The 15328-nt window shown below is 40.6% G+C and carries 10 protein-coding genes; 8 read left to right on the top strand and 2 right to left on the bottom strand.

Annotated elements, in window-relative coordinates; translation table 11 throughout:
* Nucleotides 1-199: 199 nt before the first annotated feature.
* From H6H03_RS30340 to H6H03_RS41535, 8 genes are all read left to right on the top strand, one after another.
* Complete coding sequence (locus H6H03_RS30340) at nucleotides 200-1840, top strand: tetratricopeptide repeat protein (RefSeq protein ID WP_190958763.1); 1641 nt, start codon at nucleotides 200-202, stop codon at nucleotides 1838-1840.
* 612 nt (nucleotides 1841-2452) lie between these two features.
* Complete coding sequence (locus H6H03_RS30335) at nucleotides 2453-4435, top strand: heavy metal translocating P-type ATPase (protein ID WP_190958762.1); 1983 nt, start codon at nucleotides 2453-2455, stop codon at nucleotides 4433-4435.
* A gap of 823 nt (nucleotides 4436-5258) precedes the next feature.
* On the top strand, nucleotides 5259-5939 hold the full coding sequence (locus H6H03_RS30330; protein ID WP_190958761.1) for a hypothetical protein: 681 nt from the start codon (nucleotides 5259-5261) through the stop codon (nucleotides 5937-5939).
* Between the two features lie 399 nt (nucleotides 5940-6338).
* Nucleotides 6339-7325: a hypothetical protein gene (locus H6H03_RS30325; protein ID WP_190958760.1), complete on the top strand. Its 987-nt coding sequence runs from the start codon at nucleotides 6339-6341 to the stop codon at nucleotides 7323-7325.
* Nucleotides 7310-8242 carry an AAA family ATPase gene (locus H6H03_RS30320; RefSeq protein WP_190958759.1) on the top strand — a complete coding sequence of 311 codons (933 nt, stop codon included), beginning with the start codon at nucleotides 7310-7312 and terminating at the stop codon, nucleotides 8240-8242. The genes H6H03_RS30325 and H6H03_RS30320 overlap by 16 nt, the downstream gene beginning before the upstream one ends.
* On the top strand, nucleotides 8235-9599 hold the full coding sequence (locus H6H03_RS30315) for a hypothetical protein (protein ID WP_190958758.1): 1365 nt from the start codon (nucleotides 8235-8237) through the stop codon (nucleotides 9597-9599). Before H6H03_RS30320 ends, H6H03_RS30315 begins: the two co-directional genes overlap by 8 nt.
* Nucleotides 9596-10999, top strand: coding sequence for a hypothetical protein (locus tag H6H03_RS30310; RefSeq protein WP_190958757.1), 1404 nt, complete (start codon nucleotides 9596-9598; stop codon nucleotides 10997-10999). The genes H6H03_RS30315 and H6H03_RS30310 overlap by 4 nt, the downstream gene beginning before the upstream one ends.
* A gap of 287 nt (nucleotides 11000-11286) precedes the next feature.
* Complete coding sequence (locus tag H6H03_RS41535) at nucleotides 11287-11418, top strand: hypothetical protein (protein ID WP_277926201.1); 132 nt, start codon at nucleotides 11287-11289, stop codon at nucleotides 11416-11418.
* Nucleotides 11419-11463: 45 nt separating this feature from the next.
* On the opposite strand, the gene H6H03_RS30305 is transcribed toward H6H03_RS41535, so the two are convergent.
* Both H6H03_RS30305 and H6H03_RS30300 read right to left on the bottom strand, forming a co-directional pair.
* The gene (locus H6H03_RS30305) at nucleotides 11464-14364 is read right to left on the bottom strand and encodes an NHLP bacteriocin export ABC transporter permease/ATPase subunit (RefSeq protein ID WP_190958756.1); all 2901 of its coding nucleotides are present in this window, start codon (nucleotides 14362-14364) and stop codon (nucleotides 11464-11466) included.
* 7 nt (nucleotides 14365-14371) lie between these two features.
* A partial coding sequence (locus H6H03_RS30300) for an ATP-binding cassette domain-containing protein (RefSeq protein WP_242065752.1) occupies nucleotides 14372-15328 on the bottom strand: 957 nt, incomplete at its 5' end.

Below are 15328 nucleotides of genomic sequence, written 5' to 3'. Positions count from 1 at the left end.
AAAAATAGGTGAGATTTGATGACAGGCTATTATGTCATAATACAGTCGCTTTCTGCAAAATTAATTGCGTTAAATTAAATTAAGATTTAATATATAAGGTTAAGCAATTTTTGGGGATATCACCCAAGCTAATTGAAAGGTTTACGGCGAATAAATATTTTAATAGAATAATCTCATCAAAAAATTCGCAGCAATCAAAATGGACTGGATTACGCTACTGCGATCGCTACAGTCTGATTTTATCAAAAGGTTAACATCTGGTTGTCTGCTTCATTGTGAAACAGAAGGTCAACATAGCGAAGTAACTATAATTTCTGGAGAGAGGCTAAAGGCACTACGGGAATTTTGCTGGCAGATGGCTGAGAAATATAAGCGTGTTTTGCCAGTTCGTGATGTTTTCATCAGCTATCTTAAAGGAAAACTCGGTGAGGAAGTTGTCAAGGAACGTTTAGCTGATTTTATTACCGAAGTTGATTATGAAAAGCGATTCGGCGGTGATGGTAAAATAGATTTTACCTTGACTTGTGACCCATCTATTGGTATTGAAGTTAAATCTCGTCACGGTAGTATTGACAGAGTTAGATGGTCAATTAGTTCTGAAGAAGTTGAAAAAAATGCAGTTGTAGTTTGCATTTTAATTCAAGAAGATGTGAGTGAAGCACAATCTGAATATCACCTTTTTTTAGCTGGCTTCCTCCCAACCCGAATGATTAAGTTGAAGACTGGGAGAATTTCATTTGGAATAGAGCAATTACTTTATGGCGGTGGTTTATTTTGCTATTTAGAACAGTTACAATCTTCTGGAAATCAGAACTATTTTAAGCCACAGCCACCAAGTTATAAATATCTACCCAAACAACAAACGCCACCTAAGCCAACTAATAATCAGTTGCTCAAATCTTCTTTTAAACCTGATGTAGAAAGCTATTTGTATTCTCGTGATGAAGATTTAAGTTTGCTTTACTTAAAATTAGGTGATGAATCTTTCAAAAAAGGAGAATATGCAAATGCGATCGCTAATTATAATCAAGTTTTAGAAGTTAATCATAGTGATGATGATTTGTATTATAAACGAGGTTTAGCTCACTATCAAATAGGTGATTGTGAAGCAGCGATCGCAGATTATTCTCAGGCAATACAAATAAATATTAATGATGCGAAATTTTATAACAAACGAGGTTTGGCTTTATATCAACTGGGCAGATTAGAAGAAGCAATTAATGATTATACCCAAGCTATTAGAATTAACCCTAACCTTGCCGTAGCTTATAAAAACCGCGCTGAAGCTCGTTCTCATCTAGGAGATAATCAAGGAGCGATTGAAGATTATACTCAAGCTATTAAAATTAATCCTGATTATGCTGATGCTTATAAAAATCGTGGTATTGCTCGTTATTTACTAGGAACTCCACCAGTATTTTCCCAAGCAATCAAAGTTAATCCTCAAGATGCTGTAGCTTACAAAAATCGTGGTAATGCTCGTTCTGATTTAGGAGATTTTCAAGGAGCAATTGAAGATTATACCCAGGCAATACAGATTAATCCTAATTATATAGATGCTTATTACAATCGTGGTAATGCTCGTTTTGATTTAGAAGATTTTGAAGGAGCATTTGAAGATTATACTCAAGCAATTGATATTAATTCTAATTATGCAGATGCTTATTATAATCGTGGCAATACTCGTTTAGAAATGGCAGATAAACAGGGAGCAATTGAAGATTTTCAAAAAGCCGCAGATATCTACCGTAAAGAAGGCAAGCTAGAAGCCCTCAAAGATACAAAACAAAGAATATTAGATTTAGAAATAGAAGAGTCATTAGATATTTTAAATTTTTAGGGAATTGGGAATGGGGTATTGAGTATTATTTATTCCCTGTATTTCACGATCTCCCAAAACATGTTGAGTGAGTGAGATTAATACTTAGTATATGTATGAATAAATATAAATTTGATGTAGGGTGTGTTACGCCGTAGGCTAACGCACCGTCAAAAGTTTCAAGTGCGGCGCTTGGCGACAACGCACCCTACATTTAAGCTTCTTAATATAGCTTGAAATATTAGCGACGACTTATACCAATTCTGTATGAAGATGCGCCGAAGATGCGCCAAAGTATATAAGGAACGAACCGCAAAGGGCGCAAAGGACACAAAGAAAGAAAGAAAGAAAGAAAGAAAGAAAGAAAGCTAAGAGAATTTGGCGCAGCCTCACAAAGAAATCGTATTACTTATCATCAAATTAAAATCTTTAAGAAATTTATAAATCTTAGTACTTGCTAACAACTAATCGCAAGATTTAACATTAAATCTTCTGAATTCTGACTCCTGAGTTCTGAATTCTAGCTTATTGATATCGATTATCTTTCTTAAATTATTAACTTGTAAAAAGTTATTTTTTTTATTACCTTAAAAGAAAGGTTTTATATCAAACAACTTACTAGCCCCAAAAAAAATGAAGCAAAAACTACATTCAGAATCTTCAGGTTGTTGCAGTTGCGAACACGAACATCACGAGAATCATAACCATCATCATGATGAGAATCATAACCATGACCATAATCATAACCACGGTGAAGAATTCAACCTTAAAAATGAGATATTTCCTTTAGTAGTGATTTTAAGTTTGTATGCACCTGGTGTAATTTTTGAAAACCAATTGCATAATACACTCTACTCAATAGGTGAATATTTGGTTTTCATACCTGCCTATTTATTAAGTGGATGGAGTGTTTTAAAAACTGCGGGGCGCAATATACTTAGAGGCAGAATATTTGATGAAACATTTTTAATGACAGTAGCGACATTAGGAGCGATCGCAATTCATAAATTGCCCGAAGCTGTGGGAGTTATGTTATTTTATAAAATTGGCGAATTGTTCCAAGATATTGCTGTCAGCCGTTCTCGTAATTCCATCAAAGCTTTATTAGAAATACGCCCAGACTATGCAAATATCCAGACAGAAAATGGGCTGAAAAAAGTATCGCCAGACACAGTAAAAATTGGAGATATTATCGTTGTCAAACCTGGAGAAAAGATTCCTTTAGATGGTGAAATTATTGAAGGTAATTCTCAAGTTGATACATCTGCGTTAACTGGAGAATCTGTACCGCGAACTGTGAAGCTGGGAGAAACAGTTTTAGCTGGAACAATCAATAAAATCGGTGTTCTCAGCATTAAAGTCACAAAACTTTTTGATGAATCTTCCATTGCTAAGATTTTAGACTTGGTGCAGAATGCCAAAAGCAAAAAAGCCGAAACAGAGAAATTTATTACTAAATTTGCTCGATATTACACGCCCATAGTAGTTTTTACATCTTTAGCAATTGCTTTGTTACCTCCTTTATTCATTTCTGGGGCAACTTCTTCAGAATGGATTTATCGTGCCCTGATTTTATTAGTTATTTCCTGCCCATGTGGACTAGTAATCAGTATTCCATTAGGTTACTTTGGAGGTGTTGGAGGTGCAGCTAAACGCGGTATTTTGGTTAAAGGTTCTACTTTTTTGGATAGTCTGAATGCAGTCAACACAGTTGTTTTTGATAAAACTGGAACTTTAACAAAAGGAGTATTTAAAGTTGCAGAAATAGTACCAAAAAATAATTTTACTCAGCAAGAAGTACTGCAATTAGCTGCCAAAGTTGAATCTCATTCAAATCATCCCATTGCCCAATCTATCCGCAATGCTTACGGCAACAATATTGATGCATTTGATATTAGCAATTATGAAGAGATAGCAGGTTATGGAATTAGAGCCAAAGTTGAAAATAAGGTAGTGATAGCAGGAAGCGATCGCCTATTGCATAAAGAACGCATTGCCCACGATAATTGCTTAGTAGAAGGAACAGTTATTCATGTAGCAGTAGATGATATTTACGCTGGATATATAGTAATTGCTGATGAAGTCAAAGAAGATGCCAGACAAGCAATTCAAACACTCAAAAAAATGGGTGTAGAAAAAACAGTAATGTTAACAGGAGATAATCAAGCGATCGCTTCTCTAATTGCTCAACAAATTGGCATAGATATCTACGAAGCAGAGTTATTACCAGAAGAAAAAGTTAATGCCATTGAGAAACTAATTAGCACCACCAGTAAACACAGTAAAGTAGCCTTCATTGGCGATGGTATTAATGATGCGCCAGTAATTGCTAGAGCAGATGTTGGTATGGCAATGGGCGGCTTAGGTTCAGATGCAGCCATAGAAACTGCTGATATTGTGATTATGACAGATGCACCATCAAAAGTTGCAGAAGCAATACAAATTGCTAGAAAAACTCGGAAAATAGTTTGGCAAAATATTGGGTTTGCTTTAGCAATTAAAGGTGTATTTATTGGATTAGGTATTTTAGGGATAGCGACAATGTGGGAAGCTGTCTTTGCAGATGTTGGAGTAGCTTTGCTGGCAATTTTCAACGCAACTAGAGTGATGAAGTGAAGAATTCAGAATTCAGAAAGAGATTAAAACGCGATTGTTCCTGTTTGATTTTTCCGTAATACCAATTCTGTATGAAGCTGCACATAAGGCAAGGCTACGGTGTACACACAAGTTATCGAATCACTACCAGTCCTCGAATTACCCCACCCTAACCCTCCCCTTGTCAAGGGGAGGGAACTGGATTTTCTTGTTTCCCCCCTTGGTAAGGGGGGTAAAACCCGGATCTCAAAAGCAACTCCGATTTGTGTGTACACCGTAGCCAGGGGGTAAATATATGCAGCTTCACAAAGAAACGGTATAAGGTAGAACATTACAGCGCTTTTGAAGTAATTGAACTACACCACTCGCTACTCCCCATTCTCCGCCTCAATTGTGGTCTGAATACTACCAAAACTGCTGTAATTACAAAAACTTATCTTTGTATAAACCCAGAATAACCAGAGCTAGAACAACTTAAGCTGAGCTTATACATGGACATGTTTTGCTCGAAATTTGTGTTTTTGTATAAATAAAACTAAAGTGGTTCTAGAACGACTTATTTGTTATTTATACAAAGTGCTCGAACGATAAGTCAAAAAGAATTTTTTCTCGAACGAATTATTGTTAATTTATAAATGAAGACATTTTTGTCGATCTGACACCTTCTGAAGTGACAAATCAACATGTTTTAGTCAGTCGGGCATGTTTTTGAGCGAGTAAGGAACATGTTTTAGTACAGATCCTTAATAAAATCGGGAATCCGTAATTGCGAAACTGTAGAAGTTAAAACCGAAAAGTAATCATTAACGAAATCATTCTCAGTTGCAGTCCGTCGAGGTATACCGTGAACTCATATATTAAAACTATCGCTACAGCTGCGTTAGGGTTGCTGCTAATTTATTCTGGAAAAGAAGCAGTTGGATTAACCCAAAAAATTGATAGTTCAGTTACTATCGCTAAATCGCAAACATTAACAGACACTTTGATTATTCCTGGGGAAAGAGTCGGGCCGATAACACGCACAACCACCAAACAAGATTTAGTTAAGTTATTTGGTGCGTCTCGTGTCGTTGATAAAACCATTTCTGGTGCTGAAGGAATTGGTAGTTTTGCCGCTACTCAATTAAAGTTAGATGGAGGCCGATCGCTCTTGGTAGTCTGGAGTGATAATACCCGTACCAAACCTTTAGATGTGCGTAACTTGGGTTCAGGTTGGAAAACCCGTGAAGGTATCGGCGTTGGAACCCCATTGAGCGAGTTACGCAAGCAATTAGGTAACTTTAAGCTCTATGGATTAGGTTGGGATTACGGCGGTACGATTTTGTTAGATAGTACTAAATTATCCCGCTATCAAGGTAAACTAATTTTACGCGTAGACGCTGCCCCTAATGCTTACGAAAAGTTTCCCAATGACTACCAAGCAGTGTCTGGGGATGCTACTTTTTCCTCCACCAATTCCCATTGGAAACCTTTAGGAATTAAGCTAACAGAAATTGTCGTTGTACTCAATCCAAGTCAGGAATAATCGGCTACACAACATCTAATTTGTTAAATTAAGCAAAAGCGGACTATCTAGACTAATTTTTATACTAGGTCTGGAAGTGGTAAATTACTCTTAGAAGAAACTAGATAATCAAGACTTACGCACACCTAAGGGAAAATCGAACCACACACAAGCCAGTGCGCCCTTGCCGGTTCCCAGACTTGTACCGCTAACGCGGAACGCGTAGAGTAGCAACTGGCGCGATGGAGAAGATAAGGAGGAATAAAAGTTTTAAAGAGTGATTGCGTAAATCCTAATAATTTACATCTAGCCTCAGAATGATGTTTCAGCTGTTGAAACACAAGGCGATCGCTCAGATTGCTATATCGACATTCTGGCTACTCTTGTTTAGTAACAATTATTCATTAAAAAAGTAATTCAATGTCCGCTGAGCAGTACTTAGAGCAGAAATGCCAAGCATTACAACAGCAGTATGATTTACTGATAGAGAAGCAAAGTAGACTACGGTGTGATTTCGCGATCGCAGCAGATACTTTGATTCGCTTCCAATTAGAAAAGCAAATTGAACAAACTGAAGCTGAACTTAACGAATTGGTTCAGCAGCTTGACGATTTAGAACAAGCTTTATCTAGTAGAAAAGTGTATCGTGCTTTATTGAAATTGGGCTATAGAGAGCAAACACGAGCATTTCGGAGATTTATTGAGACTCACTCAGTAGCTGCCTTTCTAATCTATGGTTCGCTTTACTATGGTCAACGCTGGTTGTTGAATCGATTATTAGTACAAAATGTCCCCAATATCATCACGGGAAAAGTTGTGCGAATTGAACTCAGTCGCATTGCTCGCAGAAGTGACAGTGCTGCTTTGTGGCGCGAACTTGCTGCTAGAGTCGGACTGGAGAGGCAAAGTTCAATTTCAGAAATTGCGGAACGAGTTTATCAATGGTGGCGAACTCAGAATGTCTTGTTAATTTTGTACGACGTGGATTGTCTTTCGGAAACTTTTTTGCACGAACTGATCAGAGATTTCTGGTTAGTTTTAGCGACTAAAGTTAATGCGACTAACCCCCAAGGAAGCCAATTCAAATTATTAATGTTTTTAGTAGATTATGATGGCTGTGTAGGTAGTTGGGATATTCCTTTTGTAGAAAAACTCGATCCTAACTGGAAGCCAGATAACCCTGTAAAACTACCTGAGATTGACCAATTTTCTGACAATGAATTGACTAACTGGCTAGAGTATGCAGCAGACGAATTGCCAACTAAACTAATAGATCGGTTAGATGAAACAGTACAAACAATACTGAAAAACAGTGATAATGGCATTCCAGAACCCGCACTGGGCGAAATTTGTCACCTGTCTGGCTGTAATTGGTATGACGAAGAGGAAAAATGGTTAAGGCTGTAGGTGGAAAACTCTTGGAATATACGGGTCAAGTCCAGCCCCAGCTAGGAGAAAAGGGAGTCAACGGACAACTGTTATCTCCCTATTTGCCTAACTCTGAACTGGTAGAAGCAGTCAACTTGGCGATTTACTTAGAACGACCGTTATTGCTAAAAGGCGAACCAGGATGCGGGAAGACTTTACTGGCCAGTGCTGTCGCTTACGAACTGGGTTTAAATTTAGAAGCTTGGTATATTAAATCCACTAGTCGAGCAAAGGATGGCTTATATACTTACGATGCTGTAGCACGGTTGCGGGACGCTCAGCTTGCTGCTTCCGATCGCCTGACAGCAGAACAGATTCAGCGAATTGATAACCCAACTAACTATGTACGTTGGGGGCCTTTGGGGCGGGCATTTCAGAGTGAGCAACGCACAGTGCTGCTGATTGATGAAATTGATAAAGCTGACATTGACTTTCCCAACGACTTGTTACTGGAACTGGATCAAAAACGATTTATTGTTGAGGAAACAGGACAGGAAATTGAAGCTAAGGCAGCACCCATTGTTTTAATCACCAGTAATGATGAGAAAGATTTACCAGATGCTTTTTTACGTCGATGTTTATTCCATTATGTGGAATTTCCTAGCCGTGAAAGGCTGACCCAAATTATGAATACTTTGTTTCCCAGAGCATCAGAGGTTTTGATCAGCCAAGCTGTAGAGCGTTTTTGGGAACTGCGGGAAGAAATGAAAAAAAACCAAGGTGGAGCAAACAAGAAAATCAGCACTAGTGAGTTGATTGACTGGTTCAAGGCTTTGCGTCGCTACCCAGAAGATGAGGCTTTGGCAAAACTCAATGGTAAGTTGCCTTACCCTGGTGTGTTGTTAAAAAGTTGGGAAGATCATATCCGTTATCTAAAGTCGAAAAATAATGGATGATTTACCCCTACTGGAATTATTTACTCGACTGCGCCAAGCAGGACTACCTTTAGGTGTGGATGATTACCAGTCGATGTTACACGCTTTGCAAGCTGGTTATGGTCTTCCAAATAGAGCTGCTTTAGCTCGATTGTGTCGGTTACTTTGGGTTAAATCAGTTGAAGAAAAATATATATTTGATTATCACTTTGAACAATTAATTGGTAGTGAGACTGTTCCTCAAACTCAAGTTTCAGATGTAAACCAAAGTCAAGCTACTCAACTTGTTAGGTTTGCAATTTTAGTGGGAGTGTTGGTTTTGGGTGTAGGGTTAGCGCTATGGGTTACACGCCCAAAAAACCAAGTCAGTGTACCTTCCCCTACGGTATCTTTGCCAATACCAGTGGAAACAATTGCACCGACCCCAACTGCACAAATTACTCAAAATAAAAGTCAAATAAATTGGCCAGTTTGGTTGATTTGGTTGCTCATTTTGGCAGTAAGTTCGGGGTGTTTGTGGTTGCTAAGGTTGTTGATGAAGCGCCACGATCGAGATAATCATTTACAGACAGAACCATCTAAGCCCATACCTACTGCTACGCTAGCTTCAGAATCATTTCGTAATATTGAAGATGAAGTACAAGTTGCCCAAGCGATACGTCAGGTGACTAGTGGAGGGGAGGTATTGGGCGATCGCTTTCTCTTCTCTACGGACTATTTGCCCGTAACTCAAAGGCAAATGAAGCAGATGTGGCGATACCTGCGCCGTTTGACTAAAGAGGGAATTGCTACAGAATTGGATATCGAGGCTACAGTTAACCAGATTGGACGTTACGGAATGATGCTGGAGCCTGTGTTGTCACCAATGCGGGTGAATCGGACAGAACTGCTGTTGCTGATCGACCAAGACGGATCGATGGTTCCTTTTCATTCTCTGTCAATTCGTTTGGGTCAGACTGCCTCGCGGGGTGGGCAATTAGGTGCAGCTGGCATCTACTATTTTCATAATTGTCCAGTTGGGTATCTCTACTACGATACACTGCATCAACAAGCACAGCCAATTGAGGATGTTTTCGCTCGCCTGCCTCAGAATAGAGTAGTAGCACTCATATTTAGTGATGCTGGCGCTGCTCGTGGTGGTCTGAATTCAGAGAGGATAGAGTTGACAGAGGCATTTCTCAAACAGTTAAAACAGCATGTTCGTTATGTAGCATGGTTGAATCCCATACCAAGAAAGCGTTGGCTGGGTACAACTGCTGGAGAAATAGCCGGATTAGTTCCTATGTTTGAGGCAACCCGCGAGGGATTAGATGGTGCCATTAATGCTCTGCGAGGTCGTCATCAACAGTTTGCAGAACCTTTAAAAGGTGTAAAATGACTCGCACACCAGCATCATCAAATGAAGCTAAATATAAAACTGCAAAACGGCGCATTGAGTCATTTAGTAAACGCTTTGGGGAACCACATTTTTATTTAGCTTGCCATGCAGCTTTTCCATTAGCATTAACTCCTGATTTGCTATATCGCTTGTGGGCTAATTTCCAACAAGATGTTAACAGTAATTTACTGAATATTCCCTGGATTGCTGTCGCAGACCTGCTACTGTCTAACCTTTGTAATGAAGTTGGTTACGAACTCTATGAGATAGATTGGGCAATTCGCAATGAACTTTTGAACCAACTGAAGAATAACCCGTGCTTTGGTCAGCAAAGAATTTTAGAACTCTCAGACTTTCTTCTTGCTTATATGCAAGAACAGCTTAATAGCTCCAATCCTGATACTCGTGACTTTGCCCAAGCTCAAAAGTGGACAGCTTTAGCTTATGCTCAACCTCATGAAGCAGCGCGTGAAATTGCTTCAAGCTTGGCAAGCTTGAATGTTGAAGATGGGTCAGAATGGATACGCCTCATTTCGCTGGTAGAAACACTTACAGAACCCTTGGCAGGCTATGAACCTCTGTTAGTATACGTTAGTGGGATGAAAAGCTTCATTAGAGGTAATATAACGGAGGCTAAAAATCTCCTCAGTCAAATTATAGACTCCAAAGACGAAATTCATGTTGCTGGAGTCAAGTTGTTAATTCCGGATATTGCTAAGGAATATATAACTCAAAGAACTGCATCACAGCCTCAGTCGCTGTTTGAAAAGATTGCTCAAGCTAAAAACAAATTGTTGGCAGGTGGTGTAATTATTCTAATTGGGTTATTCGTAGGATATCAAATTTATGAATCTCTTAAACTGACACGTCAATTAGTCGAATATCAAGTGCTAAAACAGAAAGCCGGACTTGTTTGGTCTGAGACTAATAAGGAAAATATAGGGTATCGAGAAGGAGTAGTACTAGTTAAACCTACAGGTGTCAACCTTCGTAATTTTATTGTTGAAACTGAATTTTATAACCCCTATGATGGTGCGATGGATAATTGGACTTATGGTTTCGCATTTCAAGAAAATACAAGCGATAAGCTTAACGATCCCCAACGTAAATCGTTCGATGTATGGGTTGCTTCTAAGGAAAAAGAATGGCTTTTCCGTGGAATTAGTAAATCTTCAAACGGTCAATTATCAAATCTTAATGTTTCCGAGGGAAGCTCAAACAAATTAAGTTTAGTTGTAAAGGATAAAAAAGCTAAATTTTTTGTAAATGATATGTATATTCAAACTTTTGATGTTTCAGAGTTCACGAATAAAGGAGATATTTTTTTAATAGCAAAAGATGGTATAAGTGGTAAATTAGTCCAATATACAAGTCTTAAAGTTTGGTCTCTAGACAATTGACTAGGCCTAATCATCTGTAAATATAAGCAAGGGTCTGTAGGGAGATGCCAACTAACGTTTGATTATACTTTCCTTATTAAAATAATGAAATTTCTAAATTTTGTTGTCTATGTTATCACAGTTTAGGAACTCCCAAAATCTTGCATAAGCAAGCTAATCACAAACTCTGTGCCTCCTCCAATTACAGAATTTATATCGTTCACACCGCCATGTCCTTATACTACAATCTGATGAGCGATCGCTCTTAACTGTAGATATTTTTATTTAAAATGCCGCAACGCTAAATATTGAGTTTTCATCATCAGGCGATCGCATTTATCAGCCACCCCATGACAAACCAAACTTTTACCAACGGTTATGCATTACTTTTTAGCGTAGGCGCAGATTTACCTGTAACAGTCAAAGATGCAACGCTATAGGAGATATAGTGATTGAAGGCGATCGCCCCGCTTAATCGCTAATTGTTAAACATTACTCTCTAGCTGTCTGGCTACAAGTCGGGCAAATAAACCTTCTTGGGCAATCAACTCTGAGAAGTTACCAACCTGCACCACATGGCCTGCGTCAATTACATAAATCCGGTCTGCATCGCGAATTGTGCTGAGGCGATGGGCAATTACCACTCTGGTAGCATTTAACTTGGCTAAACTTTCAGTGACGATCGCCTGGGTGCGATTATCGAGAGCGCTGGTTGCTTCATCCATTAAAATAATTTTGGGCTTGGATACTAGCGATCGCGCAATCAATAACCGTTGCCTTTGTCCACCAGACAGATTACTACCGCCCTCAGCGATTATAGTATGCATTCCCATTGGCATTTGTTTAATATCATCAGCCAAGCCTGCCATCTGTGCAGCTGACCAAGCTTCTTCTAGAGAAACCAAAGCCCCAGATGTGATGTTCTTAAAAATCGAGCCTGTGCCGATTTTGCCGTTTTGCAGCACCACCCCCAATTGTCGCCGCACAGCTTGGAGTTCCATCTGTGCCAAGTCTTTGCCATCATAGTAGACATTGCCTGTTAATGGAGTCTCAAACCCCAACAATAAGCGTAATATCGTTGATTTGCCACTTCCAGAAGGGCCGACAATCGCCACAAATTCTCCTGGTTCGGCATGGATACTGACATCATTGAGAATTAAGCTTCCATTTTCTGAGTAGCGAAAGCTGACACGATCTAAGGCAATTTGGCCGTTTAATTTACCGGGGTTAACCTTAGTTGGGTCATATTCAGGTTGCGATCGCAATATCGGTTTTGCCCGTTCCCATATTGGTACAATGCCCCAAATCTCAGATACCGTATTGCTCAGGTCAATTACGCCTTTAATAAAAATCGTCGCTGCATAGTTAAAAGCAACAAATGTACCAAGTGTCAAGCGTGTCTGCATCAACAGCATGACACCGAAAATCAATATAGAATTTACCAAAGGCAGTGCTTCATTAAAGATCGAAACACCATCTTTAATTTGTTGCCAACTCGCCTTTAGCCGGATCTGCTGGCTATACTTTTTTGCCCAAGCGGCAAATGCGCGTTCTTCTGCCATAGCTACCCGCAGCTTGGCAACACCGTTGATGAGTTGGACGCTAAGTCCCTGAATCGCGCCATCGAGTTCTAGCTGTTTTTGTGATTTCTTCACTAATAAAAAGCTAGAAACAACAGTAAATACAGCGGCAAGGATTGTTAAACCAACTTCCACAAACGCTAATTGCCAGCTGTAAATAAACATCAAAACCAAGTTGAATAAGGCAAAAATTCCACTCAACAAAGTTCTTTGGGTAGCACCACTAACTTTTTGATGAATTTCCCTCACCGCCATCACGCGGTTAACCAAGTCTCCAGAAGTGTACTGACGAAAAAATCCCGGACTTAATCTCAGCAACCTGTCCCAAATGGCTGGTTGCAATACGCTATTAGTGGCGCTTTCGATTCGGAGGGTAATAATACTTTGGGCAATTTGAAAAGCGAACTGTGCAAAGGCGACTGCAAACAGTACTAATCCAATTTGCCAAAGCATTGCGCGATCGCCTTCGGGAATGGCATGATTGATTAAAATAGCCGTTGCTTGTGGCGCAACCATTCCCAATATTGTGCCTAGTATGCCGACTAGACAAATATTAACGATGTCTTTTTCATAACCTTTGATTCCGAACCGCAGCAGGTCGATGGCGCTGAGTGCGACTTGCGGTAACGGTCGATACAAAATATATGCTGTGGCTGACAGTGTTTTTGCTACTGATTCATTTACAGGTGTACGAGTCCGCGCCACTGGGTCAAAAATGGCATAATCTCCATTATCTTTAGGCAACAACGCCACCGGGCGTTCCAACTCGGTATAAGCTAACATCGGCCCTTGGTCTTGACGCCACCAGTCGCCTGCCAAAGTCACCCGTCGAATGCGAACTTGGGATGCATTAGCGATACTCCAAAGGAGTCGCTCTGCGATCGCTGCAACTGGGTCATTAATAGTACCAAAATCATCTGCGGGTGGACGAATCTCTATTCCTAATGCTCGTCCAACTGCTCCCAGTGCTACTAATAGAGGTGGCCCATCTTCAAAAAAAGCAACTTCTGGCTCTGGTTGCAATACTGTTGCCAAGTCTGAGAGGGCGTTTTCTATTACTTGCTGATTAAATTGCTCTCGTTGCTGAAACTGACGAAATTCTGCTTCTGCTTCCTTGCTTGCTAACAAATTGAAGTATTCAAAGAAATAAGTATGGAAACATACTATACTTGTGAGTATTTCTTCGCAATTTTTGATATCTGCGGTTGGCAATATCCATCCGGTAACTGCATTTTCCGCCTCCAACCACATAGCACTGGTAAGTGGAAACATTGGCGAGGCACAATTGAGCTTTAATTCCTCGACTCCCATCCAGCGAGTATTTCCTTGCTGCAACTTCACCCACACGAGTGTTTGTTGCCATAACACAGCCTCACCACTCGATAAGGAAAAATCCCGGCCAAATGCCTCTACAACATTTAATGGCATTGCCAAGACTGTTTGTTGGGCAGTTAGAGATTGTCCCAAATGGTTCGCCCAACCTTCTAAAAGTGCCACAGCTTGTGGGTCTGCCGCTGCAACTTTTCTCACCAAATCAACTATCAATATCTGGCATAATTTAGTGGGTTCAATTGCGATCGCGACAAAACCCCATTGGCTTGGTGCTACTACTTCAGGTAACAACGCTGCACCGAACAATGCTTCACTTGCACTGACATGGAACAGATAGCGACGACGTTCCTCAACAGTACTGTTTTTAATCGCTGCAAACACCGCCAATGTTCCAGACTGCACCACCCAGACTGTTTTTGGGTCATTCAACAGTACTGGTTCGTTTGCTTGCAAAGAGTACAGCCGCTTGCTCATAGCTTAACTATGCTTCTGCTGAGTGAAGTAAGCGAACATAGGTTCCGCCTTGCTGCCATAATTGCTCATGGGTGCCACGCTGCACGATTTTACCTTGCTCCAACACAATAATTTCATGGCAATCACGAATTGTGCTGAGGCGGTGAGCTACTACAATACACGAACAACCACGCCGTCGCAAGTTGCTGTTAATAGTCAACTCAGTTTCGGCATCCAAAGCGCTGGTTGCTTCATCCAGTACTAACACTCTCGGATTTTTCACCAAAGCGCGGGCGATTTCTAAACGCTGACGTTGCCCACCACTAATATTCATGCCGCCTTCAATTAACTCAAAGTCATATTTACCAGGCAATGACGCGATCGCATCATGAATAGCTGCATCCTGGCAAGCCCGCACCAAATCAGCTTCTGACACAGTAGAATCCCAAAGCGTAATGTTTTCCCGCACAGTCCCGGCAAATAAAAAGATATCCTGTTCAACCATTGCCAGCGAGTTAGCCAACACAGAACGCTGAATTTGCGATCGCCCTACACCATCAAAGCAGATTTCCCCTCCCCAAGGCTGATAAAGCCCGCAAATTAATTTCGCAATCGTCGATTTACCAGAACCACTACCCCCCACAAGCGCTATCCGTTGCCCTGGCTTGACAACTAAGCTGAAATTCTCAATTAAAGGAGGTTCTACACGACTGTACCCAAAGCTGACATTTCGTAACTCAACATGACCCTGTAATTGCCAGGGAGATGGGGAAGTGTGGGTAGAGAGGGGAGTGTGGGGAGATGGGGAAGTGTGGGGAGTGTGGGGAGAGTCGGGAGAGAGGGGAGTGGGGGAAGTGAGGGAAGAAAGAGAATTAATGCTTCTCCATCCTCCCACACCTCCCACACCTCCCACACCTCCCACACCTCCCACACCTCCCACACCTCCCACACCTCCCACACCTCCCACACCTCCCACACCTCCCAC

Origin of the sequence: Nostoc paludosum FACHB-159, assembly GCF_014698835.1 — a bacterium.
In the GTDB taxonomy this organism is placed as follows: domain Bacteria; phylum Cyanobacteriota; class Cyanobacteriia; order Cyanobacteriales; family Nostocaceae; genus Nostoc; species Nostoc paludosum.
The sequence above is the reverse complement of the archived record's forward strand: the minus strand, read 5'-3'. Positions and strand labels throughout refer to the sequence as shown.

Bases quoted from the DNA above. Each gene is read 5' to 3' on its own strand.
- H6H03_RS30340 (WP_190958763.1), top strand. From the start codon at position 200: ATGGACTGGATTACGCTACTGCGATCGCTACAGTCTGATTTTATCAAA.
- H6H03_RS30335 (WP_190958762.1), top strand. From the start codon at position 2,453: ATGAAGCAAAAACTACATTCAGAATCTTCAGGTTGTTGCAGTTGCGAA.
- H6H03_RS30325 (WP_190958760.1), top strand. From the start codon at position 6,339: ATGTCCGCTGAGCAGTACTTAGAGCAGAAATGCCAAGCATTACAACAG.
- H6H03_RS30320 (WP_190958759.1), top strand. From the start codon at position 7,310: ATGGTTAAGGCTGTAGGTGGAAAACTCTTGGAATATACGGGTCAAGTC.
- H6H03_RS30315 (WP_190958758.1), top strand. From the start codon at position 8,235: ATGGATGATTTACCCCTACTGGAATTATTTACTCGACTGCGCCAAGCA.
- H6H03_RS30310 (WP_190958757.1), top strand. From the start codon at position 9,596: ATGACTCGCACACCAGCATCATCAAATGAAGCTAAATATAAAACTGCA.
- H6H03_RS30305 (WP_190958756.1), bottom strand. From the start codon at position 14,364: ATGAGCAAGCGGCTGTACTCTTTGCAAGCAAACGAACCAGTACTGTTG.